Source organism: Lachnoclostridium edouardi, from assembly GCF_900240245.1.
GTDB lineage: Bacteria > Bacillota > Clostridia > Lachnospirales > Lachnospiraceae > Lachnoclostridium_A > Lachnoclostridium_A edouardi.
In genome coordinates this window covers 106,047-128,539 of sequence record NZ_OESQ01000001.1, presented here as the reverse complement: position 1 = coordinate 128,539, position 22,493 = coordinate 106,047, and the positions used below count along the sequence as shown (strand labels likewise).

The 22,493-nt window shown below is 42.2% G+C and carries 24 protein-coding genes; 2 read left to right on the top strand and 22 right to left on the bottom strand.

Going from position 1 to position 22,493, the window contains the following annotated elements; translation table 11 throughout:
- Positions 1 to 187: 187 nt before the first annotated feature.
- The 18 genes from C1A07_RS00580 to C1A07_RS00495 form a co-directional block, all read right to left on the bottom strand.
- Positions 188 to 1,690: a HipA domain-containing protein gene (locus tag C1A07_RS00580; protein ID WP_101875377.1), complete on the bottom strand. Its 1,503-nt coding sequence runs from the start codon at positions 1,688 to 1,690 to the stop codon at positions 188 to 190.
- 322 nt (positions 1,691 to 2,012) lie between these two features.
- Entirely contained in the window at positions 2,013 to 3,236 is a 1,224-nt protein-coding gene (gene pepT / locus C1A07_RS00575; RefSeq protein ID WP_101875376.1) for a peptidase T, read from the bottom strand.
- Positions 3,237 to 3,291: 55 nt separating this feature from the next.
- The gene (gene hisIE / locus C1A07_RS00570; protein WP_101875375.1) at positions 3,292 to 4,602 is read right to left on the bottom strand and encodes a bifunctional phosphoribosyl-AMP cyclohydrolase/phosphoribosyl-ATP diphosphatase HisIE; all 1,311 of its coding nucleotides are present in this window, start codon (positions 4,600 to 4,602) and stop codon (positions 3,292 to 3,294) included.
- A gap of 16 nt (positions 4,603 to 4,618) precedes the next feature.
- A complete protein-coding gene (gene hisA / locus C1A07_RS00565; protein ID WP_101875374.1) occupies positions 4,619 to 5,341 on the bottom strand; it encodes a 1-(5-phosphoribosyl)-5-[(5-phosphoribosylamino)methylideneamino]imidazole-4-carboxamide isomerase in 723 nt (240 codons plus the stop codon).
- Between the two features lie 20 nt (positions 5,342 to 5,361).
- Positions 5,362 to 5,628: a hypothetical protein gene (locus C1A07_RS00560; RefSeq protein WP_101875373.1), complete on the bottom strand. Its 267-nt coding sequence runs from the start codon at positions 5,626 to 5,628 to the stop codon at positions 5,362 to 5,364.
- On the bottom strand, positions 5,628 to 6,215 hold the full coding sequence (gene hisB / locus C1A07_RS00555; protein ID WP_101875372.1) for an imidazoleglycerol-phosphate dehydratase HisB: 588 nt from the start codon (positions 6,213 to 6,215) through the stop codon (positions 5,628 to 5,630). The genes C1A07_RS00560 and hisB overlap by 1 nt, the downstream gene beginning before the upstream one ends.
- Before the next feature lie 53 nt (positions 6,216 to 6,268).
- A complete protein-coding gene (hisD, locus tag C1A07_RS00550) occupies positions 6,269 to 7,570 on the bottom strand; it encodes a histidinol dehydrogenase (protein ID WP_101875371.1) in 1,302 nt (433 codons plus the stop codon).
- On the bottom strand, positions 7,567 to 8,217 hold the full coding sequence (gene hisG, locus C1A07_RS00545; protein WP_101875370.1) for an ATP phosphoribosyltransferase: 651 nt from the start codon (positions 8,215 to 8,217) through the stop codon (positions 7,567 to 7,569). The genes hisD and hisG overlap by 4 nt, the downstream gene beginning before the upstream one ends.
- Complete coding sequence (gene hisZ, locus C1A07_RS00540; protein WP_101875369.1) at positions 8,214 to 9,455, bottom strand: ATP phosphoribosyltransferase regulatory subunit; 1,242 nt, start codon at positions 9,453 to 9,455, stop codon at positions 8,214 to 8,216. Before hisZ ends, hisG begins: the two co-directional genes overlap by 4 nt.
- Positions 9,456 to 9,561: 106 nt before the next feature.
- Positions 9,562 to 10,095, bottom strand: coding sequence for a Holliday junction resolvase RecU (locus C1A07_RS00535; RefSeq protein WP_101875368.1), 534 nt, complete (start codon positions 10,093 to 10,095; stop codon positions 9,562 to 9,564).
- A gap of 5 nt (positions 10,096 to 10,100) precedes the next feature.
- Positions 10,101 to 11,093, bottom strand: a complete 993-nt coding sequence (locus C1A07_RS00530; protein WP_101875367.1) for an RluA family pseudouridine synthase — start codon at positions 11,091 to 11,093, stop codon at positions 10,101 to 10,103.
- A gap of 37 nt (positions 11,094 to 11,130) precedes the next feature.
- On the bottom strand, positions 11,131 to 11,697 hold the full coding sequence (locus tag C1A07_RS00525) for an O-linked GlcNAc transferase-like protein (protein WP_101875366.1): 567 nt from the start codon (positions 11,695 to 11,697) through the stop codon (positions 11,131 to 11,133).
- Positions 11,698 to 11,704: 7 nt separating this feature from the next.
- A complete protein-coding gene (locus C1A07_RS00520; RefSeq protein ID WP_101875365.1) occupies positions 11,705 to 12,472 on the bottom strand; it encodes an SDR family NAD(P)-dependent oxidoreductase in 768 nt (255 codons plus the stop codon).
- A 14-nt stretch (positions 12,473 to 12,486) separates the two neighbouring features.
- On the bottom strand, positions 12,487 to 14,424 hold the full coding sequence (locus C1A07_RS00515) for a YgiQ family radical SAM protein (protein WP_101875364.1): 1,938 nt from the start codon (positions 14,422 to 14,424) through the stop codon (positions 12,487 to 12,489).
- Positions 14,421 to 15,104, bottom strand: coding sequence for an HAD family hydrolase (locus C1A07_RS00510; RefSeq protein WP_101875363.1), 684 nt, complete (start codon positions 15,102 to 15,104; stop codon positions 14,421 to 14,423). The genes C1A07_RS00515 and C1A07_RS00510 overlap by 4 nt, the downstream gene beginning before the upstream one ends.
- Before the next feature lie 24 nt (positions 15,105 to 15,128).
- Positions 15,129 to 15,830, bottom strand: a complete 702-nt coding sequence (locus tag C1A07_RS00505) for a pseudouridine synthase (protein ID WP_101875362.1) — start codon at positions 15,828 to 15,830, stop codon at positions 15,129 to 15,131.
- Positions 15,831 to 15,842: 12 nt separating this feature from the next.
- Positions 15,843 to 17,237 carry an RsmF rRNA methyltransferase first C-terminal domain-containing protein gene (locus tag C1A07_RS00500; RefSeq protein WP_408609818.1) on the bottom strand — a complete coding sequence of 465 codons (1,395 nt, stop codon included), beginning with the start codon at positions 17,235 to 17,237 and terminating at the stop codon, positions 15,843 to 15,845.
- Between the two features lie 98 nt (positions 17,238 to 17,335).
- Entirely contained in the window at positions 17,336 to 18,139 is an 804-nt protein-coding gene (locus C1A07_RS00495; protein ID WP_180952141.1) for a M23 family metallopeptidase, read from the bottom strand.
- A gap of 50 nt (positions 18,140 to 18,189) precedes the next feature.
- Between C1A07_RS00495 and C1A07_RS00490 the strand changes: the two genes are divergently transcribed.
- Positions 18,190 to 19,116 (top strand): nucleoside recognition protein, encoded by a 927-nt coding sequence (locus tag C1A07_RS00490; RefSeq protein WP_101875359.1) that lies wholly within the window; start codon positions 18,190 to 18,192, stop codon positions 19,114 to 19,116.
- Here C1A07_RS00490 and C1A07_RS00485 read toward each other — a convergent pair.
- Together C1A07_RS00485 and rsmD are read right to left on the bottom strand one after the other, a co-directional pair.
- Positions 19,067 to 19,657 carry an ATP synthase subunit B family protein gene (locus C1A07_RS00485; protein ID WP_180952279.1) on the bottom strand — a complete coding sequence of 197 codons (591 nt, stop codon included), beginning with the start codon at positions 19,655 to 19,657 and terminating at the stop codon, positions 19,067 to 19,069. The genes C1A07_RS00490 and C1A07_RS00485 overlap by 50 nt on opposite strands.
- Before the next feature lie 142 nt (positions 19,658 to 19,799).
- Positions 19,800 to 20,354: a 16S rRNA (guanine(966)-N(2))-methyltransferase RsmD gene (gene rsmD / locus C1A07_RS00480; RefSeq protein WP_101875357.1), complete on the bottom strand. Its 555-nt coding sequence runs from the start codon at positions 20,352 to 20,354 to the stop codon at positions 19,800 to 19,802.
- Positions 20,355 to 20,581: 227 nt separating this feature from the next.
- Here rsmD and C1A07_RS00475 point away from each other — a divergent pair, with 227 nt between their 5' ends.
- Positions 20,582 to 20,791 carry an alpha/beta-type small acid-soluble spore protein gene (locus tag C1A07_RS00475; RefSeq protein WP_101875356.1) on the top strand — a complete coding sequence of 70 codons (210 nt, stop codon included), beginning with the start codon at positions 20,582 to 20,584 and terminating at the stop codon, positions 20,789 to 20,791.
- A gap of 73 nt (positions 20,792 to 20,864) precedes the next feature.
- Here C1A07_RS00475 and C1A07_RS00470 read toward each other — a convergent pair whose 3' ends face one another.
- Together C1A07_RS00470 and C1A07_RS00465 are read right to left on the bottom strand one after the other, a co-directional pair.
- Positions 20,865 to 21,353: a GNAT family N-acetyltransferase gene (locus tag C1A07_RS00470; protein ID WP_101875355.1), complete on the bottom strand. Its 489-nt coding sequence runs from the start codon at positions 21,351 to 21,353 to the stop codon at positions 20,865 to 20,867.
- A 100-nt stretch (positions 21,354 to 21,453) separates the two neighbouring features.
- Complete coding sequence (locus C1A07_RS00465; protein ID WP_101875354.1) at positions 21,454 to 22,485, bottom strand: sugar ABC transporter substrate-binding protein; 1,032 nt, start codon at positions 22,483 to 22,485, stop codon at positions 21,454 to 21,456.
- Positions 22,486 to 22,493: the final 8 nt, after the last annotated feature.

Below are 22,493 nucleotides of genomic sequence, written 5' to 3'. Positions count from 1 at the left end.
GCATCTTGCTTCGCGAATAAGACAAAAAACGGCTCATTTCTGAACCGTTTTCATGCCTGTAACCTTAAATATAGTTACTTTTATCTGAGATAAACTATGGACGGGGAAAAATGAAATTTCCACATGAGCGTATGCTTGCCAACATTGACCTACACCATGTCTCCATCAGCGTAGCAGGTATGGTTATTTATCTCTCAATATCATATGATTCATGTGTTTCAAGAGACATTTCAGCCATATCCATACATTTGACTGCTCGACAAACCTCATCGTAGCATGTTCGCACATATCCGTTTGCACAAACAAAATCGCCTGATGACATGGGAATTCCGTCCTTTTCCATGGTGATGGAACTGTCATTCAGATCGACGATGACGGCAATTTCCGGATTTTCTTTCGGATGCGCAACTAGCTGAATGCCAGTCTCGTCCTCATAAATGAGAATTTGTTCCGTGCATTCCGCTTTGTGCAGAATATATTTTAACTTTTCAGCCCTTGCTTCCTGTTCTTCTGCGACTTTCCCGGCGGCGCCGGCTGCCTGTATTTTCTCTTCTTGAATTTCAGGAACAAAGACGTCTTTTGTCTGAAGTTTTTCTTTGCTTAACAAGGCATCTAATTGCCTTTCCATGATAGACTCCAACTGCTTTACCCGCTCTTTTGGGAATCGCTCATCTCCACGGAATGAGAATTCATATCCCTTTAAGGAAACCAGAGCCGACCTTATCTGCGGAGTGAGCGCTGCCTGTCCGATTGCTGTAAAATCATTTCCGATTCTCGGTCCGCATTCTTTCAGTTTCAATCCTAAATGCGAAAAATCCGCCTGCTCCAGATACGGCAGCATCGCCATATTCAAATCAAAGACTGGAGCCATACGGATGATATCCTGAGTTTCATTATCAACCAGGACGCCATGGTTTCCTGCATGTCGATCCACATTAAACGTGAGTGCATCCAAAACGAGCATACGGCGGAACTCATCTTCTGAACCAATTTTGTGATAGAAGCGCAGCATTGCATCTGCATCCATCGGCTGCCCTAACCGGCTATATGGTACATATCCGTATGTTTCATCTGTAAAAAGCCGGCATTTTGATGCCAGCTGACCGTGGATATGGGCTAATTGGTATTGTACCGGGGTATTGCAGATTTTTCCAGCAATTTCAGATGCTAAAATCTCAGAATACGGCTCCAATCCGGAGTTTCTCGCCCCATCACTTCCCGCTTTATAGAGAAAGATTCCATCCGCTTCCCGCTTCCAGCATTTCCTAAAGCTGCCTTCCGTGGACAGTTCCGGAGATGTGCTCGACAGTTGAATCCCATACAGACTGATTCCCTCAAAAGCAAGTTTTGATATAACCTCATCATATTTATTTCGATAAAGGGAAACATCTTCCCATTTGACCTGCTCTTGCTCTGTTTTTATCCAGAAAGTGTCATTTATAGAAGCGGCATGGGTTACTTTTATAAACCCTCCCGCTGTGCGGCAGCCACATTGTTCCATCAATTGATGAAGAGAACGGTTATGCTTGGAGGCTTTGCGATTTTCTATCCATTCGCTGATCGAGCGGAATCCCATCGGCAGCTGATTGTCTCCTGTTTTTTCTATATCAGACAGCGATTCTCCCAGGAGTCCTTCTGTAATTTGAAACTTCGCAATTACGGCATTTTTATTCATCAAATAGTAATGCATATGGTCGTCCTCCTTTCTACAGGTATCATAACATACGATAGAACTAACTGCAATGATTGTTCTTATAGAGCGCGGCAGGCCGCCTGTACGGAAAACTCCAACAACTATGATTTTTAAGACCATGATCGGACTGGTTCAACATCAGTACCATCCCGCAGTTATTAATAATTACACAGGATTCCCGATTCACCGGCACGTCCTCGAGTTCTGTGATATCAGGGTCATAATATCTGCTCATATTGTATTGCCAAAGAAAAAGAATTAAGCAATCTTATGAAGCAAAAAGCCGTTATATCCTGAAAATATAACGGCTGGACAGCTTCTATCTCTGCTCAAATTTTTCTACAATTTTAATGAGAATGTCAGTAATCTTTTCCATGGACTGAATGCTGACAAATTCAAACTTGCCATGGCAGTTTTCTCCTCCAGTGCACAGGTTTGGACAAGGCAGACCCATATAGGAAAGTCTGGCTCCGTCTGTGCCGCCGCGAATAGGAATAATATTCGGCTCTACTCCCAGGTCCTTCATAGCTTCTTTGGCGATTTCTATTAAATACATATGAGGCTCCACCATTTCCTTCATATTGTAATAAGTATCTACCAGCTTCAGCTCTATGGTTCCCTGTCCGTATTTTTCATTCATATACGCTGCCGCCCGCTGCATATACTCTTTTTTCTTTTCAAATTTTTCTCTGTCATGATCCCGCACAATATAATTTAAAAATGCCTGCTCCACTGTGCCGTTCATATCATTTAAATGGTAAAAGCCTTCATATCCTTCTGTATACATAGGATTTTCAAATACAGGCAGCATATTGTGGAACTCAAAAGCCATCAACATGGCATTTTTCATTTTTCCCTTGGAAGTTCCAGGATGGATATTGGAACCGCTGATATAAACCTTGGCAGAGGCGGCGTTAAAGTTTTCATATTCCAGCTCTCCAACAGGCCCGCCGTCTACTGTATAGGCTACGTCTGCTCCAAAGCCCTTCACATCAAACTTATCTGCCCCCCGACCGATTTCCTCATCCGGTGTAAATCCGATTTTAATTGTGCCGTGGGGAATAGACGGATTAGAAAGAAAATACTCTGCCATAGCCATAATTTCGGCAATTCCCGATTTATCGTCAGCTCCCAGTAAAGTAGAGCCGTCTGTAACAATTAAATCCTGTCCCTTATATCCTGTCATTTGAGGAAAATCGCTGACCTTCATTGTTAAACCGGTTTCCTGATTCATAAGAATATCTTTTCCATCATAATTTTTTACGATCTGAGTTTTAGCCGGAGCTCCTGAATAGTCCGGGGTAGTGTCCATATGAGCGATAAATCCCAGCACAGGCATCTTTTTATCTGTTGTGGCAGGAATCGTAGCATATACATAACAGTTTTCGCTGATAGATATGTCTGAAGCCCCCATTTCCTTCAGTTCCTTTGCCAAAAGATCAGCTAAATCAAACTGCTTCTTTGTACTTGGTATCTGTGCTTCCCCAAATTTTGACTGCGTATCTACTGATACATACTTTAAAAATTTCTCTACAACACCCATCGTCTTTTCTCCTGTTTTCAATTATATTTCATTCTTATACCTTAGATATTGTTTGTCAGCGGTTTGCCAACTCTTCAGTAATATCCTCCCAATTTAAGCCCTTTTGAGCCATGAGAACCATCATATGATAAAGAAAATCAGACATCTCATACTTTACTTCCTCCGGGTTTGGATTTTTTGCGGCTATTACAATTTCCGTGGCCTCTTCCCCCAGCTTTTTCAGTATTTTATCAATTCCCTTGTCAAATAAATAATTTGTATAAGACCCCTCTTTAGGGTTTTCCTTTCTGTCTAAAATAACCTGATATACGTCCTCAAATACCTTTAAAGGATTTGTCTCTCTGTATTCTCTCTCCGCCAGGTTCTTAAAAAAGCAGGATTTTGCCCCTGTATGGCAGGCAGGCCCAACCTGATTTACCTTTGCCAAAATTGTATCATTGTCACAATCCAGTTTTAAAGACTTTACATACTGAAAATGGCCTGAGGTCTCACCCTTTATCCACAAAGACTGCCTGCTTCTGCTGAAGTAAGTCATTCTCCCTGTTTTTAACGTAGCAGAAAAGGCCTCTTCATTCATATATGCCACCATAAGCACTTGTAAGGTTTTATAATCCTGAACAACTACTGGAATCAGCCCTTGAGAATCTAATTTAAACTGCTCCCACTCTACATCTGTCTCAAAAGTATCTACAACCACGCCTCTGGCCTTTAATTCCTGCTTTAGCAGCATACAGTTTCCTTCTTTTTCCTCCGGAACTGTGAGAATGGCCCCTTCCACATGGGGAATCTTCAGAAGTGAGGTGAGAATTCCCGGCTCATCCTGGTCGCAGAAAACCAGAATCGGCTTTTTAGACTCTACTAAAGCTTTCATATGGCTACTGTCAAAATCGTCTGCATCCAGCTTGTCTGTATCTAAAATCATTAAAGAAGCTCCCAGCTGCTCATACTCCTCCTGGCTGGCCAAATACTCTGTTCCCGGCAGGTATGCATAAATCTTTTCGCTTCCAAATCTGTCTGCGGCTTCCTTAATCAGGTCCACATTTTCCTGCAGGCTTACATCTAAAAAAGCCGCCTTTGCACCTGCATAAAGATATTTTTTAATATCCTCCAGACGTTTTGTCCTGCCTCCCGCTATAATAGGCGTATCTACTTCCCTGGCGGCAGCCTTAATGATTCCAATTACATTTTCATGGTCCTCATCTGTCTCAGATAAATCCTGAATTAAAATTTCATCTGCTCCATTATCGCTGTAAAATCTGCACAAAGTCATTATATCATCACTGTAATACTCCACTCCTCTGTCACAGATGATTGCCTGGCCTTCCCGGCAGCCAAAGCTGGGAATCAACTTCTTATAATCTCCCATTCTCCTATTTCCTCTCTTATCTGCTTTCAAACAAGTCTACTGCCTGTCTTAAATCTACTCGTTCCTCGTAAAGAGCCTTTCCTATAATTGCCCCCTGCACCCCTGCCTCTGCAAGATGATGCAAATCCTCCATTGAAGATACACCTCCGGAAGCAATAATGTCAAGTCCTGTTTTCTCTGTCAAATCTTTGGTAGCCAACACATTAGGTCCTGTCAGCATTCCGTCCCGTGAAATATCTGTATAAACAATATGACGGACCCCATATTGTTTCATTGTCATACACAATTCTTCCGCTGTCAAAGAACTGACCCTTTCCCATCCTTCTACAGCCACCATTCCATTTTTAGCGTCTACTCCCACTACAATTTTCTCCGGGCCGAATTCGTCAATTAAGTCCCTGATAAATTCTGGATTCTCCACTGCTTTTGTGCCGATAATTACTCTTGATATTCCAAGAGAAAGCATATTTTTTACAGCTTCTTTGCTGCGGATACCTCCTCCCAGCTCAGTAGGCACAGAAACATTTTTTACAATATCTTTAATGGCATCTTCATTGACAGATCTTCCGGCCAAGGCCCCGTCCAAATCTACCAGATGCAAAAAGGACGCTCCCTGGCTGCACCACAGCCTTGCCATATCTGAAGGTCTGTCAGAATACACCTTTACATTTTGAAACAATCCTTGGGTCAGGCGGACGCATTTCCCACCCTTCATATCAATCGCCGGATATAACTGCATAACTTTCCCCCCTCTCTTTTTCAAGCTTTATTTCTCACAATAAATAAAGCCCTTTCCCAATCTTCTTTTTTCACCAGAATTTCATATATTTTAGACTTTGTAGGATCTGAGCCAGGGCCGATAAACACCTCCCTGGTAGTTCCTCTTCCAGGTCCCAGCCATCTGGCTTCCCTATCTGTTATATCGTACCAGCAAGGGATACCGCTGTCGTCTAAAAGCTGTCTGATACGTGCAAATTCCTCTATAGAACTACCTAGGTAAACTGTTTCTTTTCCAAACTTTAGCACTACAGCACTCCTTTCGTGGACAATACATCTGTAATTCTTGAATCCAGCTGCACCGCCTGGTCTAAGGCCTTTCCAAATGCTTTAAAAGCCCCCTCGATTATATGGTGGCAATTCTGTCCTGACAGCTGTTTGATGTGAAGATTCATGGCAGCTCCATAAGAAACTGCATAGAAAAATTCTTTCACCATTTCCGTCTCCAAATCGCCTGTAAATTCCCTTTCCAGGTTCAGATCATAGACTAAATAAGGTCTTCCACATAAGTCCAGGGCGCATAAAATCAAAGCTTCATCCATGGGAAGAATTTTAGAGCCGTACCGCACGATTCCTTTTTTATCTCCCGCCGCCTGACTGATGGCCTGGCCCAGCACAATTCCCACATCTTCAATGGTGTGGTGAGTATCCACCTCTAAATCCCCTGTTACCTTTAATGTCATATCAAATAAGCCGTGGCGTGTAAAATTATTCAGCATATGGTCAAAAAAGCCAATTCCTGTAGAAATATCTGCCTGCCCGCTGCCGTCCAGACAAAACGTCATTTGAATTTGAGTTTCTTTTGTATTTCTTGTAATGGAAGCTGTTCTTTTCATTTTTCCTCTCCTTTTGACTGACAGCATTTTCACTTTTACATCCCAGGTAAAACTTATTCTTGAGTATTTTCAAATCTGACTCTGATGGAGTTTGCGTGGGCAGTCAGCTTTTCTGCCTCTGCAAACGCAATAATATCTTTATAAACCGGCTCCAGAGCCTGCTTAGAATAATAAATTACGCTGGATTTTTTAATAAAATCATCTACTCCTAATGGTGAGAAAAACTTTGCGGTTCCATTTGTAGGCAGCACATGGTTTGGACCTGCATAATAATCCCCTAACGGCTCTGAGCTGTATTCTCCAATAAAAATAGCTCCTGCATTCTGTATTTTGGTCATAGTTTCAAAGGCGTCCCTTGTAATAATTTCCAGATGCTCCGGGGCAATTTCATTAACAGTGTCCACTGCCTCATCAAGGGTTTTTGCCACTAAAATATAACCATAATTCTCCAATGACTTTTCCAGAATCTCTTTTCTGGAGAGAATTTTTACAAATCTCTCTACCTCTTTGGAAACCTTTTCTGCCAGCTCCATGCTGGTAGTTACTAAAATAGCTGAAGCCAGCTCGTCGTGCTCTGCCTGAGACAGCAGATCTGCGGCTACATATTTGGGATTTGCCGTCTCGTCTGCCAGAACTAACACCTCGCTGGGTCCTGCGATGCTGTCAATACTTACATGGCCGTACACAGCCTTTTTGGCTAAGGCCACAAAAATATTTCCAGGTCCAACAATTTTATTTACCCTGGGAATAGATTCTGTTCCAAATGCCAAAGCTGCTATTGCCTGAGCGCCGCCTGCCTTATACACCTCTGTCGCCCCTGCCAAATGAGCCGCTGTAAGAGTTACAGGATTTACCTTTCCGTCTTTTTCCGGAGGCGTTGTCATAACAATCCGCTTTACTCCCGCCACCTTTGCCGGTATAATATTCATCAGCACAGAAGAAGGGTAGGCCGCCTTTCCTCCCGGAACATACACGCCTGCGCTTTCTAAAGCAGTAATTTTCTGCCCCAGAATCCTTCCGTCAGGCTGTGAGTCAAACCAGCTGAGGCGCAGCTGCTTTTCATGGTACGTCTTAATATTCGCCATGGATTTTTTCATAACCTCTAAAAGCTTTGGGTCTACCAGCTTCATGGCCTCCTTAATTTCCTCTTCAGTAACCCGCACATTTTCTGCGCAAATATCTGCATGGTCAAACTCTTTTGTGTAGGAAAATAAAGCCTGGTCCTTATTTTCCTTTACGTCATCTACAATTTTCTGCACAGTTCCAGCATAGGCGTTATAGTTATTTGGATCTCTTTTTAAAAGATCTGCCAATATATTTTGTTTTGTCTGTTCATCTAAGGAAATAATTTTCATACCTGTTCCTCCTGTATCATTTGCTTCAAACTGCTGATTAAAGCAGTGATTCTCTGGTTTTCCCGCTTCATGCTGACCTGATTTACAACTACTCTGGCAGAAAGGGGGCATACCTCCTCCAGCACCATAAGACCGTTTTCTCTCAATGTAGATCCTGTTTCTACAATATCTACAATTACCTCAGAAAGGCCTACAATAGGCGCCAGCTCAATAGAGCCGTTTAATTTTATAATTTCCACTGTCTGATGCTTTTTATTGTAAAAATAATCTTTGGCTATATTAGGGTATTTTGTGGCCACACGGATCAGCTGATGATGCTTTAAAAGCTCTCCTGCGCTCTCTGGTCCGCAGACGCACATTCTGCATTTTCCGTATCCTAAATCTACCACCTCAAAAAGCTTTCTGCCTTCCTCCAGAATCGTATCCTTTCCCACCACTCCAATGTCAGCCGCCCCATATTCCACATATGTGGGAACGTCGCTGGCTTTTGCCAGGAAAAAACGTATTTTCATATCCTCATTGGAGAAGATTAATTTTCTGGAGGTTTTGTCCTTCATCTCTTCACAAGTAATGCCTATTTTCTCAAACAGCTTCATCGTCTGGTCCGCCAGGCGCCCTTTAGCTAAAGCCACAGTTAAATACCTCATTTTTTCTCCTCCTGACCTTCAGAAATATAGACCTCTCTTACAGTCTCGCCGCCTTTTTCCACCACAAACAGCCGGCGCACCGGGCCTTTCATAAAACTGCGGCAATAGTCCTCCTCCGTCTTTTCCAGGTTCCTTTGTATTAGCTGAACCGCCTCCCCCTGGCTTCTAAGAGAAGCTGCAAGCTTTAAAGCCTGTTTGAAATCCTCCTGTCTGTAAATCACTGCCGTATTCACAGTTTTTACAGGAATCTGAATATTCTGCCTGTCTAAAGCCTGCATAAGCCGCTCCACCACAATGGCAAAGCCTACTGCAGGCGTATCATTCCCAAACTGCACCAGCAGTTTATCATACCGGCCGCCTGTAACCAGATAATCCCCTGTTCCATATGTATAGGCCTTAAAAATAATCCCTGTATAATACTTATATTTACTTAACATTCCTAAGTCATAGGAAACATAATCCTCCAGCCCGTACAGCTTTAAAATCTCATTTACCTGCTCCAGCCGGTCAATGGCTTTTATGGCCCTTTCGTTTTTCACCATGTCTTTTATTTTCAAAATATCTGACAAGCTGCCAAACAGCTGAGGAAGCTCCATAAGAACCTTTCTTACATGCTCCTGCATGGGATGGGTTTTCATCAGCTCCTCCACCCCAAATATATTTTTATTTTCAATCAGCTCCCTTAGATTTTCCTGGGTTTCCTCATCCATTCCGGCCTCGTCGGCAAGGCCTCTGAAAAACTCTACCTGCCCCAGCTCTACCTGAAACTCTTTCAGCCCTGACGATTTTAATGCCTCCACTACCATAGCAATCATTTCAGCATCCCCGGCCGCGCTGTCCTCTCCCACCATCTCAGCCCCGGTGTGGGTCATCTCCTTTAAACGTCCCTGATAGCTGGAATTATTAATAAAGGTTTTAGCCAGATAGCAAAGGCGCAAGGGCGTGTCCTCATCCATAAAATACTTAGCCACACATCTGGCAATGGCAGGGGTCACGTCAGGCCTTAAAACTAAGGTGTTATTGTCCCTGTCGAAAAACTTAAACATTTCCTGGGTTGTAACGCTTCCCCTTTCTTTTGTGAAAATATCAAAAAATTCAAATGTAGGAGTTTCTATTTCTTCATATCCATAGGTGCGGAAAACTTTTCTGATTCCCTTTTCTACTGTTAGCTTTTTCACACACTCTTCTCTGTAAATATCCCGCACACCGTCCGGCGTATGCAGCAGTTGCTTTTTCATTATCTGCCTATCCTTTCCTGATTCTTAACAATGTCGCTTTTTTATGGTAAAGTGATAATTTGCTACTATAACAATGTGTATATTATATGAGATAAACTTTTCACTGTCAATCTCTTTCCTCTAAATCCTTCTGCAGCATCTCTAAATAATGTATAAACATGTCCTTATGGCTGCGTATTTCATAGCTTTTATCTATTTCCTCATATGTAAAGCTTTTTCTGCCGCCCTCTTCCATACGTTTCCAAAATTTATAAATATGGGCAAATGGCATATAATATACTTGATTTTTAGCTGTAAAGGATAAAATAATAAAAGAAACTCCTCCCTGTTCCTCAAATTCTTTCATAAACTGAATCTGATGAGGGTGAATATTGTGGAGAGGAAAAGTATTCACAGCGCATTCCTTGGCATCAAAGCACACTGGAATCCCCTGTACTGCTCCTATATAATCTACAGTACTTTTCTTTTCAAAATAAGCTAATGTAATATGCCTGCTTTCCTTGGCAATTTCTATAGGTGTAATAGGCGTAGGCACCTTCTGAATCAGAGCCAGATTTTTCTCCCTGTAGCTGTCATTGGTACGGTTAATTAAGTCCTCCAGAGTAGACCCTCTTAAACCTCTGGTATTCCACGTTCCCATACTGTTTATCTTCCTTCCTGGGCTGCTTTTCTTTCATTAATTTCCCCTTTTACCGCTTTTTCAAAGAGAGGGGGAAGGGGAGCGGAAACTGTAATTTTTGATAAATTAGAAAGAGGAGGCTGCATATCCGGAAATACTAAAACTGCCGAATGAAGCAGCTGAGCAGTAATCCCATACTTTTTTTTCATATAGGCATTTACCTTTTTATCTCCGTACTTAGGATCTCCGGCAATGGGATGGCCTATGGAAGCCAAATGGGCCCTGATTTGATGAGATCTTCCTGTAATTAACAATACCTGCAGCAGGGTAAAATCTTCTCCTGCAGCCAAAGGCGTATATTCTGTTTCAATAGGCAGGCTGCCGTCTGTTTCTTCTTTAGAAATACTGACCTGATTTGTTTTTTCATCTTTTTTTAAAAATCCTTTTATTCTGCATCTTTCTTTTACTTGTCCCTTTACCAGGCAATGATAATATTTATGCAGATTTCTGTTTCGGAATAACTGGCTTAATCCCTGAAGTCCTGCCAGAGTTTTCCCGGCAGCCACTAAACCGCTGGTATTTCTGTCCAGACGATTGCACACAGAAGGCCGGAAGCTTTTTAGTTCCTCCTCCTTCAGCTGCCTGGAAGTAAGCAGATAATCAAGAATATATTCCACTAAAGATTCATCTGTATCCTTTGCCTTCTGGGACAGCATACCTGCAGGCTTATTAATAAAAAGTACATTTTCATCCTCATATATAATATGAAGAGACTGCTTAGACACCTTTTGAATATGTACTTGAGAAAACTTTTCTATGGTTTCATCAGAAAGAAATAACTTTACCTGGTCTCCCTCTGTAAGGCGCTCTGAACCGTCGCATTTCTTTCCGTTTAAGGTAATGTTTTTCTTTCTCATCATTTTATATAAAAAACCTTTTCCAGCCAGATTTAAATACTTAGAAAGCATTTTATCCAGCCGCTGTCCGGCTTCATTTTTCGTTATTGTAATCGCCTTCATACCATTCTGTTCCTTTTCCTATAAGCCAATTCATCCATTACATAGACAGCTGCTTTAACAAGTCAAACGCATAATCCACGCTTCCGTCATCCTCATATTCGCTGGCTGGCTTTAAACTGTCAAGTCTTTGGAAAAATGCTTTTTCATCCTTTATAATCTTTGCGTTAGGATCTAAACGGTGGGCAGTAAACATGTCATTTAAGTACTTTTCCCCCTTTTTTACATCTACCTTCTGGGAGGTACAGTAAAGATATACGCCGGTTGGGTGAACCATTACCGCGTCCGCAGGCATCACCGCCTCCTTAGAAGTCAAAATCAAATCATAAAGCAGCTTGCCTGTCTGGCTGTAGCCTTCTGCTCTGCGAAAAAATTCCTCCTTTGGAGTTTTTATTTTCCAGGCCGCCAGCATAGGAGCCGCCACATTGGCAGTAGGCAGCACTGATAAAATAGCCATAACTGTCAGTATATTTTTCACCGGCTCACTGGCAGTAAAATTTCTGGCCAGCAGCTGAATAATAATCATAGCCCCTCCAAACAGCACTTCATATATCTGTATTTTTCTTCTGTATGTTCTGTACCCATACTCGCCCTTTTGTCTGCGCATATTTTGTCTATTCCTTTCCTTTTATGGTAATAAGCTTTAGCAATACCTTGTGAGGCAGCAGCTTTGTAAGCAAATGAAAGGCCTTCATAAGAGGACCGTAAACAGAAATTTCCTTTCCCATCATACTGTCTCTTACAGCCAGCTGCACTACTTTTTTGGGGTCAGCCATAGCCAGGCGTTTATACAGGGGAATCCTTCCTGTAGTTTCTGCAATTTGGAAAAATTCTGTATCTACAGGACCGGGACATACTGCTGTAACGCAGATTTCTCTGTCCTTTAATTCTCTGTTTAAAGCTCTGCTGTAGCTGAGCACAAAGGACTTAGTAGCCGCATAAATAGCAAAGGAAGGCTGGGGCAAAAAGGCTACTGCTGAAGCAAACATAATAATTCTGCTGTTTTTGCTCATATAAGGCAGCGTTAAATGAGTAACTGCGCATAAAGCCTGGCAATTTAATCCGATCATTCCTGTTTCGTCAGCCATGGAAAGGCTTCCTACACGCCCTATTTTCCCATAGCCTGCACCGTTTACCAGAATTTTCACATCAGGCTTTCTGTTTTTCAGCTGATGCTTTAATGTCTCTAAGCTGTCCTCCCTTGTTAAATCTAAGGAAAACAGCCTTAAGGGCACAGGAACCTGGTGAACTAAAGCCTGCAGCCTATCTGTCCTCCTGGCTATTACCCAAATCTCGTCTAAACCCCCAAAACGATCTGCCAGCTGATATACCATTTCCCTTCCCATTCCTGAGGAAGCGCCTGTTACAACAGCAATTCTCATTTAAACTCCTCCTTCTACTTTCCCTTCTTATTATGAACATTCCGGATTGTTCTCTTTTTTGTCCTGCTGCCGGAAGTCTTGCCACTTTCCCGCTGTTTATTCACATCCTTGCCCTTATAAGCCAAATGTTTTTCTCCCTGACCGGACTTTATATTTCTGGGCCGTATAAGACATTTGCTGTCAAACCCAATTAAATCTGTTCTTCCTGCTTTTTGGAGAGCCTCTAAAACTAAACTGTAATTAGCCGGATTTCTATACTGTATTAAAGCCCTCTGCATAGCCTTCTCATGGAGATTTACAGGCACATAAATCTTCTCCATAGTTCTTGGGTCATAGCCGGTATAGTACATACACGTAGAGATAGTGGAGGGAGTAGGATAAAAGTCCTGCACCTGCTCCGGCATATATCCAATGTCTCTTAAATATTCTGCCAGCTCTACAGCCTCCTTTAAGGTGGACCCTGGATGGGAGGACATTAAATATGGCACAAGATACTGCTTTAATCCCAGCTTTTCATTCATCTGCTTATATTCTTTTACAAACTGTCTGTATACCGCCGTCTCCGGCTTTCCCATAGGGCGAAGCACTGCATCCGACACATGCTCCGGAGCCACCTTCAGCTGGCCGCTGACGTGATGGCGGCAAAGCTCTCTTAAAAAATCTCTGTTTTTATCTGCCAGCAAATAATCAAAGCGGATTCCTGATCTGATAAATACCTTTTTCACCTTTGGAAGAGACCTTAGCTTTTGAAGCAGGCGTATGTAATCGCCATGGTCTGCATTTAGATTTTTACAAGGCTTTGGAAATAAACATTGCTTATTTGTGCAGGCTCCTTTTGTCATCTGCTTCTTGCAGGCAGGAAACCTGAAATTAGCTGTAGGTCCTCCCACGTCGTGAATATATCCCTTAAAATCAGCTTCCTCTGTTAATGTCTTTGCTTCCTTTACTAAAGATTCATGGCTTCTGGCCTGGATAATTCTTCCCTGATGAAAGGTGAGAGCGCAGAAGCTGCAGGCGCCAAAGCAGCCTCTGTTGCTGATTAAGCTGAATTTTACCTCCCTGATGGCCGGTATTCCCCCTGCCTCCTCATACATTGGATGGTAATTTCTCATGTAAGGCAGATCGTATATATCGTCCATTTCTTCCTTTGTTAAAGGCTTTGCCGGCGGATTCTGAACCACAAATAAATGATCCCTTCCATAAGGCTCCGCCAGCCTTTTTCCAGTAAAAGGGTCTGTGTTGCAATACTGGACATAAAAGCTTTCCGCATATTTTTTCTTATTATTTTTCAGTTCCTCATAATCAGGAAGCAGCTGATAATCATATACATTTTCCAAAGACTTTGTCTTGTAAACAGTTCCGTCTATAAAAGTAATATCCTTTATCTCAATGCCGCTGTTTAAGGCATCTGCAATTTCCACAATAGAATGCTCCCCCATACCGTAGGAAATTAAATCTGCCTGAGAATCTAACAGCAGGGAACGCTTCAGCTTATTAGACCAGTAATCATAATGGGCCAGTCTTCTCAGGCTGGCTTCAATTCCCCCTATAATCACAGGTTTGTCCTTATATACGCTGCGGATTAAATTTCCATAAACCACAGCTGCATAATCAGGCCGCTTTCCCATCTCTCCCCCTGGTGTATAAGCGTCCTGGCTTCTTCTTTTTTTAGAAACAGAATAGTGATTTACCATAGAATCCATATTTCCGCCGCTGACTAAAAATCCCAGTCTGGGCTCCCCCAGTATCTGAATACTTTCAGGATTCTTCCAATCCGGCTGGGCAATTATCCCCACCTTATATCCTCTGGATTCCAGAACACGGCTGATAATTCCAGGGCCAAAGGACGGATGGTCCACATAGGCATCCCCTATTACATATACAAAATCGCATTGTTTCCAGCCTCTATACTGCATATCGCCGCGGCTTACAGGCAAATAATCATGTATCATAATAAGTCTCCCGTCTTTTCTTCATTCAGCAGCTCAAAAAAATCGTGAATATAACAATCTGCCAGCTGTCTTTTTTCCTCGTCCATATGTACAGAAAACTGGTCGTACACAGCAACCACATCCATACCTGCATTTTTTCCCGCCATAATGCCTGCCGGCACATCCTCAAATACTGCGCACTGTTTAGGTTTTACTCCTAAATCTGCCGCCACCTTTAAATAAATATCAGGAGCCGGCTTTCCCGCCGCCACTTCGCAGGCAGTTGTCACCTGGCTGAAATACTTTGAAATCTTTAAGGACTCCAGCACAGCGTCCACCATTTCTCTCCCGTTGCTGGTTGCAATTCCCATAACCATATTCCGGGCCTTTGCCCACTGCAAAAACTCTCCTGCCCCTGGCTTTAAAGGCACCTCATGTTTATATTTATAAAGAGACATAGAAATCCAGTCCTGTTTAATCTGTTCTAAGGAATCCTCCAGCTGAAAACGATTCTTAAAATAAACTGCTGTTTCAGAAAAACTCATTCCCTCAATAACCTTCTGTAGATCCTCCGGGCAATTCAGACCAAATTTTCCTAAATATTCAATATCAATTTCCTTCCACATCCACATAGAATCCACTAAGGTTCCGTCTAAATCAAATAATATGGCTTTCTTTTCCTTTAAATGTTCTAACGTCATATATATCTCCAATTTTTTACATCTTTACTGCTGTTTCAGGCTTTCTATTTCCTCATTCGTTAAGGGCCTGTATTCCCCGGGCTTTAAATTTTCATCCAAGGTTAAGGAGCCCATGGACAGACGTTTTAAGTATGTAACCTGGCAGCCTACTGCCTGAAACATTCTTTTCACCTGGTGAAACTTCCCCTCTTTGATAGTCAGGCGAGCTTGATTTCCATTTACAATAATATGGGAAGGCATAGTTTTAACGCCGTCCTCTAAAATAAGCCCGGCCTGAAACTGCTCCTTTCCGTCTTCCGGAAATACGCCTTCAAATTCAGCCAAATATACTTTATCCACATGCTTTTTAGGGGACAGCAGATTGTGGGTCAGCTCGCCGTCATTCGTAATTAAAAGAAGGCCTTCTGTGTCAATATCCAGACGGCCTGCTGGAAATAAATCTGTTCTTTTTCTGTCCTGAATCAGCTGAACTACTGTAGGATACTTTTTATCCTCAGTGGCAGAGACTACTCCCTTTGGCTTGTTCAGCATATAATACTCGTATGCTGCATAGCTGATTCTTTTTCCGTCTAACACAATTTCATCTTTTTCCGGATCTATTTTCCTGTCAGTTTTCTTCTCCGCCTCTCCGTTTACCAGAATTCTGCCTTTTTTGGCTGCTTCCTTGGCCTGACTTCTGGTCAGGCTTCCTGTTTCCGTCAGAAACTTATCCAGCCGTATCATCATGTTCTCTTCCTCCTACTGCCAGCGCCATCCTGGATAATATTTATTTTTCAGTACTCCCTTATTGCCCTTTGCCCAGCCTAAGGGGAAGCCCTCTGCACACACAAGGCACCAGCCCTCAGCCAGTTTTTCTGTATCCTTTAAAATAATTGTCTCCCCTTTTAAATACCGTATCACTCTTTCATCCTCCCTGGAAAAAGATATGGTCCGGGGATAATTACATTTTTTTAAAAACATAGCCAGAGCCTGAGAAGGCTCAAATCTGTTTTTCTTTATCTGGCCTAAAAGCAGGCCTGTTCTTAAATATCTAAGTCTGGCATGGTATGGAAAGTCCTTGGGCAGAAAATATAGGCTGTCCTCCTTTATATACAGCCTGGACTGATCTGAAAATAGCCTTTCTTTCCCGTCAGAACTTTTGATTTCCTTTAAAAACTTTTCTGCCTCCTCAGGCATTTTGATTTGCTTTCTTCTATTTTCCTGAATATTTCCCTGGATTTTCTCCCCATCTCCCAAATCTTTTTTTCTCATTAAACCTAAAAAATGTCCCTCTCCCTTTATCTTGTGAGGAAACAGCCGAATACACTCCTCCATTTCAAATCCACGGGCAAACCCATGAAAATCAGGCAGCTTCATCAGCTCCATAGACGGATTATTTTCTAAAATCCACTGAATCACCTTTTCATCCTCCTGTTTTGCAAATGTGCAGGTGGAATAAAGCAGCAAGCCTCCCGGGCGCAGCATCTTTACAGCCTGACTAACTATATTTTTCTGAATAGGGGCATAATAGTCAGGTCCATGCTCCAGCCAGTCTTTAATAAGCCCAGAATCCTTGCGAAACATTCCTTCTCCTGAGCAGGGGGCGTCCACTAAAATTTTGTCAAAAAATTCAGGCAGATACTCTGCCAGCTTTTCTGGAGATTCGCTTGTGACGCAAATTGGACCGGCGCCAAATAATTCCAGATTTTTTAATAATGCCTTCGCTCTGGAATTGCTAATATCATTAGAAAAAAGAAGCCCCTCTCCCTTTAGCTTAGCCGCCAGTTCCGTACTCTTTCCCCCTGGCGCCGCGCAAAGATCCAACACCCTGTCTCCTGGCTGTACCGGAAGAAGCGCGGCAGGTGTCATGGCGCTGGGCTCCTGTAAATAATATAAACCTGCGTAATAGTAAGGATCTCTGGCCGGCTTTTCCTCTTCCCTGTAATAATATCCGTTCTCTGTCCATGGCACAGGCTCCAGAGAAAAGGGGGACAGCTGTTCAAATTCCCGGCCTGACAATTTTAAATTATTGACTCTCAGCCCCTGAACCTTTGGCATATCAAAGGAACTTATATATTCTTCATAATTACTATGATCTAAAAGTTCTCTCATCTTCTCTAAATACAACGAAGGAAGTTCTGTATATTTCACTATTGTAAGCTCCTGTCTTTTATTGCTGACATTTATTTTATCATATTTTTCTTCTATATGGTATGGTTTTCTGAAAATATAGGACTCCTAAAGCCGCCCTTTTAATAAACTGCCTTCAGCCTTTTATTCTCCAAATATTTTAACGGCCAGTAAGGATTTACGCTCATCTCCTCAAAATGATCTGTCTGCAAATAGATTCCCACATGAAGGTGAACAGGAAAATTCCCCGTAGTTCCCTCTACTGTGCTGTAGCCGCTGTCCCCCATATATCCTAACAGATCTCCCGCCTGTATTTTATCCCCTTCCTCCCACTGTCCAGAATACTTATATAAATGGGCGTAGTAAAAATATCCCCCTGAGGGACCTCTGATTCCCAGCCTCCATCCTCCTTTTTCCAGCCAGCCAACCTTTTCCACTACTCCGTCTGTCATAGACACTACAGGATAAAATCCACGTTCCATTTGATCTCCCATAATATCGCAGCCCTCGTGCTGTCTTTCCCCTCCATATGTTCTTAAATCTCCCCATCCGTTGTCAAAGGTTACTTCTTTTGTTTCTGGATTTTCACTGGCAGGAATAGGAAAATATTTCAGATCGCCTAAAACAGCATTGTAAGAATTTTTCAGCTTTTTATATTCTACAGGCTTAATCTGCTCCACCCTTCCTGTCTTGTAATCTAATGTCTCAAGTCCTGTTAAATCATAATTGTTTTCCACCATTAAGGTAGTAATCATGTCCAGATCCAGATTCTTTTGCTTTGCAACTAATTCTCCCAGCTCTATTGCCCGGAATTCGTCGCTTTCCCAGGTATAAGCGTCCAGCTGGTAAAAGTTAGGATTATTGGACAAATAATCTACCATAGTCACCTGAAAAACAGCCAGCAGTATTAGGAAAAGGATTATCATACACATTCATTCCTCACATATATTGTATAAACAAATATATTCTGGTCTGTATGAAAAAATCCTTTTTTCCTTTATTGCCTATTGTGATTTTAGGTCTGCTTTTATGGCAGCCTGGCCTGGCTGTCTCAGGCGCCAGAAACGGCCTTATTTTGTGGGCCAATGTAATCCTTCCAACGCTGCTTCCTTTTATGCTGTGTTCTGGAGCCATTGTAGCTTTAGGCGGAGTTCCTCTTTTAGTTCGCCCATTTTTCCCTGTTCTTTCCAGGCTGTTTTCCATGTCAGTTTCCGGCTGCTACGTATTTTTGTCAGGACTGCTGTGCGGATATCCTATGGGAGCGAAAACCTGCAGCGAATTTTTAGATTCTCAAATGATTTCCCCTGAGGAGGGAAGGCTGCTTTTAGCTGTCAGCAATCATCCCAGCCCTATGTTCCTCTTAGGATACGCGGCGGCGGCCACCTTGCCTTCTATGACTGCCCCTTTGCTGATTTCTGTTTATCTCCCTGTTATTCCCATTGCTTTAGCAGGAAAATACATATATCACGTTTCCCTGTCAAGTTTGAAACAGCCATCTGCTTTAAACAAGTTCTCTTTTGATGAAAGCTTAATGAATTCTGTGGAAACCATGGTAAAAATCGGCGGTTATGTTATGCTTTTTTCCATTGCCGCTATATTTATTCAAACCTTATCTCCATTATCTGAAAAAAGCAGTTCTTTTATTTTGGGAATTACAGAGATCACCACAGGAATCCACGCTGTATCTAAGTCCTGGCCATCTGAAACAGCAGGGGCAGTTTTAGCTTTTATCACTGCCTTTGGAGGAATATCAGGGATATTTCAGACAAAAAGTGTATTAAAAAATGCCGGACTTTCAATCCGGCACTATGTACTATGGAAAATCTGCCACGGAACCTTGTCCTGTGGGACTTTTATTCTGCTGTCTCAGACTGAGGCGCTGGCGTCTCTTCTTCCTCTCTGACTACTCCTCCTGACAGCTCATTTCTGTTGGAGGTAACAATATCGTAGCTGGACTGCATAGAGCTCATAAAAGCTCCAAAACGGCTCTGAGCGTCCTCAATGGTGTGATTCATAATTCTCTGAAGGCTGCTAAGCATATCATCGGTGTAGCGGATGGCGTTCTCACGAATGGCATCTGCGTCCCCGTATGCCTGATCTACAATGGCCTGAGCCTGCATCTGAGCATCCTCCACCACTTGATCAGCCTGAGTATAAGCTCTCTGCATAATCTCATGCTCATTTACCAGCTCATTTGTCTGGGCTGTAGCCTCAGCTAAAATAGAATCTGCCTGTGATCTGGCGTCAGAAAGAATGGCATCCTGGTTGCTGATAATCTTCTGATATTTTTTGATTTCATCAGGTATTCTCAGGCGAAGCTCCACCAAAAGCTCTTCAATCTCTTCCTTATTAACAATAATATCGCTGTTGGAAAACGCCTTTGGCTTACAACTGTCAATATATTCTTCAATTTCACTGATTAACTGTTCAATTCTGCTCATAATCCCTGCTTCTCCTTACTATCCTTCTTAATTTCTATATTTTATGTAAACAATTTCAGTCAATTTTCCCTTATCTCTGCAGCTAAAAAGCGCAGTTTTGTATATTCTTTATCATCTTATCACGTTCTTTAAAAGAAAACAACTCCTACTTTTTCTTTATAAAAAAATGTTTATTAGTCTTATATTCTTTAACTTTTTCTATATAAAATCCCCACTCCCCGGGAAGTTCCATATCTGTGTCCAAAGCTGCTTCCACTATAATTAAAGTATCCTTATCTGCCAGATCAGAGTGAGATAAAATCTTTAAAACATCTCGCTCCAAATTTTGTCTATAAGGCGGGTCCATGAAAATCACTGAAAAAGGCTGATATTTTCCCTCCATTTTTTTCAGTGATACTATTACATCCTCTGTCATTGTCACAGCCTTATCTTCTAAATGAGTAGTTTTCAGATTTTCACCAATACATTCTGCCGCTTTCCTGCTGTTCTCCACAAACACAGCCATTTTTGCCCCCCTGCTGAGAGCTTCTATTCCAATCGCTCCGCTTCCTGCAAAAAGGTCTAAAAATGTGCTGCCTGGAATCAAATTCTGCAGCATATTAAAAAGGGTTTCTTTAATTCTGTCTGTAGTTGGTCTTGTATCCATTCCTTCTACTGTTTTTAACAGCAGTCTTCTAGCGCTGCCTGCAATTACTCTCATAATTTAAACTCCGTTTTTCTAATTGGTCATTTGTTTTTATTATAGTATGAGTTTTAGCCATTCACAAGAGTGTTTTTTCTTTTCCTGTTTTTGGTAAATTACACAGAACCTTCTAGTGTATTATTTTTATCTGCGCACATAATAGGAGTGTAACAAAAAACAAAGCCACGGCAGAAACAAGAAAAACCATACTGTCGGGCAAAAAAACAACAAGGAGGCGTTTTACAATGTCAAACAACAGTTCTTCAAACAAAACAAACGTACCAGAGGCAAGAGAAGCAATGGACAGATTTAAAATGGAGGTTGCCAGCGAACTTGGAGTACCGTTAACAAACGGATACAACGGTAATCTCACATCTGCACAGAACGGATCTGTTGGCGGATATATGGTTAAGAAGATGATCGAAGCACAGGAAAGACAGATGGCTGGTAAATAAATTTTACTGACAGCCAGAAAGGCTCTCCCCACCTCCTCACAATTATAGAGAAGGCAGGGAGAGCCTTTTTCCTTTACTTTGTTTTCTGAAAAGCGATTCTGGTATCTCCGTTTTCATCTAAAATAATTGTGCCGCATTTTTTTAATCCGTTTTTCTCCAGCATCCCCTGCATAGGAATATTATCTTTATGAGTGTCTATACGAATATTTCCAAACTGTTTAAAACACCAGTTTAAACAAAAGGAAGCCACTCCCTTTTTATGGCTGCCTGTAGCCACCCGGTGAACCACCCCATAGGGCTCCTCATTCATCCAGGCTCCGTCATAGATTTTCCCGTAGGAAGGATCACTGCCGACTCTAAAGTAAAATGTACCTAAAATCTTTTCTCCTTCTGTACATACATAACTGCATCCTGATTTTATATCTGCTTCAATTAATTCTTTTTTAGGATATCCGTCCCCCCACTGGTGGGGATTTCCCTGCAAAGCCATAAACTCTCTGGCCTGACTGAATATATCCATCAGTATATCCAGATCTTTTACTTCTGATTTTCTTATTTCCATAATATATCCTCATTTTGTTTTTGTCTGTTATCCCAGCCTGCACAAATAACAGCGGCCCGGCAAAGCCGGAACCGCTGTATACCTGTTATTCTTCATCAGATTATTCTCTTGTAACGATTGTATCTACATTCTCAGAGCTAACCAGCTGATTGTCAAGGATTACAGAAGCCTCAACCTCTTTGCCCTCCAGATAATCAAAAGCTGTATTTAAAATAGCTTTGCCCAGGAAATATGGAGGCTCTGCAATTGTTCCTTCTACTCTGCCGTCGCGGATTGCATCCATAGTCTCGTCTAAAGCGTCGCAGCCAACCATAGTAATTTCATCCAGTCTGCCTGCCGCCTCAACAGCCTCTAAAGCTCCTAACAGCATTTCGTCGTTTGCTGCATATAATCCGTCAATCTTGTCGTTTGCCTGAAGAATATTCTCCATAACGCTCATTGCCTTTGCACGGTCAAAATCTGCAACCTGGCAGGCAACAATCTTCATATCTGGATTTTCTGCCATAATAGAGTTAAAGCCTTCAGAACGGTTCTGAGCTACGTTGGTACCCATAATACCCTGAATCTCAACAATATTTCCCTGTCCGCCAAGAGAGTCTACCAAAAACTGTCCTGCCAGCTTACCTGATTTAATTGCGTCGTATCCAATGTGGGATACTACTTCTCCGCCGTTTGCTTCACGGTCCATAGTGAATACAGGAATTCCAGCCTCATTGCAGGCCTCTACAGAAGCTACAATAGCGTCGGAGTCGCAGGTGTCAATAATAATTGCATCTGGTTTTTTAGTAATTAGGTTTTCAATATCTTTCATCTGAATAGTAGGATCGTCCTGAGCGTCTGTTACATAAAGCTCAATACCGTGGGAATCTGCTGCGTCCTGAACACCTTCTTTTACAGTTACAAAGAATGGATTGGTCTGAGTATTCATGGAAAGTCCAATGACGTACTTCTTGTCAGAGCCAGTATCAGCTGCTGCCTCTCCTCCCTCTTCCTTTTCTGCCGGCGCCTCTGTGTCCTTTGGAGCCTCTGTCTGTGCGGGAGCTGTGTCCTTTGTTTCCCCCTGGCTGCACCCTGCCAGAGATACCAGTGCCAGACCCATTGCCATAGCTGCTGCGATTACATGTTTTTTCATAGTTTTTT

What these genes read in the sequence shown, in the direction of transcription:
- hisA (WP_101875374.1), bottom strand. Translation starts at nt 5,341, where the DNA reads ATGCAGTTATATCCGGCGATTGATATGAAGGGTGGGAAATGCGTCCGC.
- C1A07_RS00475 (WP_101875356.1), top strand. Translation starts at nt 20,582, where the DNA reads ATGTCAAACAACAGTTCTTCAAACAAAACAAACGTACCAGAGGCAAGA.
- C1A07_RS00505 (WP_101875362.1), bottom strand. Translation starts at nt 15,830, where the DNA reads ATGATGATACGGCTGGATAAGTTTCTGACGGAAACAGGAAGCCTGACC.
- hisB (WP_101875372.1), bottom strand. Translation starts at nt 6,215, where the DNA reads ATGAAAAGAACAGCTTCCATTACAAGAAATACAAAAGAAACTCAAATT.
- C1A07_RS00490 (WP_101875359.1), top strand. Translation starts at nt 18,190, where the DNA reads ATGAAAAAATCCTTTTTTCCTTTATTGCCTATTGTGATTTTAGGTCTG.
- rsmD (WP_101875357.1), bottom strand. Translation starts at nt 20,354, where the DNA reads ATGAGAGTAATTGCAGGCAGCGCTAGAAGACTGCTGTTAAAAACAGTA.
- C1A07_RS00465 (WP_101875354.1), bottom strand. Translation starts at nt 22,485, where the DNA reads ATGAAAAAACATGTAATCGCAGCAGCTATGGCAATGGGTCTGGCACTG.
- pepT (WP_101875376.1), bottom strand. Translation starts at nt 3,236, where the DNA reads ATGGGTGTTGTAGAGAAATTTTTAAAGTATGTATCAGTAGATACGCAG.
- C1A07_RS00535 (WP_101875368.1), bottom strand. Translation starts at nt 10,095, where the DNA reads ATGGGAACGTGGAATACCAGAGGTTTAAGAGGGTCTACTCTGGAGGAC.
- C1A07_RS00525 (WP_101875366.1), bottom strand. Translation starts at nt 11,697, where the DNA reads ATGCGCAGACAAAAGGGCGAGTATGGGTACAGAACATACAGAAGAAAA.
- C1A07_RS00515 (WP_101875364.1), bottom strand. Translation starts at nt 14,424, where the DNA reads ATGATACATGATTATTTGCCTGTAAGCCGCGGCGATATGCAGTATAGA.
- C1A07_RS00510 (WP_101875363.1), bottom strand. Translation starts at nt 15,104, where the DNA reads ATGACGTTAGAACATTTAAAGGAAAAGAAAGCCATATTATTTGATTTA.
- hisG (WP_101875370.1), bottom strand. Translation starts at nt 8,217, where the DNA reads ATGAGGTATTTAACTGTGGCTTTAGCTAAAGGGCGCCTGGCGGACCAG.
- hisIE (WP_101875375.1), bottom strand. Translation starts at nt 4,602, where the DNA reads ATGGGAGATTATAAGAAGTTGATTCCCAGCTTTGGCTGCCGGGAAGGC.
- C1A07_RS00530 (WP_101875367.1), bottom strand. Translation starts at nt 11,093, where the DNA reads ATGAAGGCGATTACAATAACGAAAAATGAAGCCGGACAGCGGCTGGAT.
- hisD (WP_101875371.1), bottom strand. Translation starts at nt 7,570, where the DNA reads ATGAAAATTATTTCCTTAGATGAACAGACAAAACAAAATATATTGGCA.
- C1A07_RS00495 (WP_180952141.1), bottom strand. Translation starts at nt 18,139, where the DNA reads ATGATAATCCTTTTCCTAATACTGCTGGCTGTTTTTCAGGTGACTATG.
- hisZ (WP_101875369.1), bottom strand. Translation starts at nt 9,455, where the DNA reads ATGAAAAAGCAACTGCTGCATACGCCGGACGGTGTGCGGGATATTTAC.
- C1A07_RS00520 (WP_101875365.1), bottom strand. Translation starts at nt 12,472, where the DNA reads ATGAGAATTGCTGTTGTAACAGGCGCTTCCTCAGGAATGGGAAGGGAA.
- C1A07_RS00580 (WP_101875377.1), bottom strand. Translation starts at nt 1,690, where the DNA reads ATGCATTACTATTTGATGAATAAAAATGCCGTAATTGCGAAGTTTCAA.
- C1A07_RS00470 (WP_101875355.1), bottom strand. Translation starts at nt 21,353, where the DNA reads ATGGAAATAAGAAAATCAGAAGTAAAAGATCTGGATATACTGATGGAT.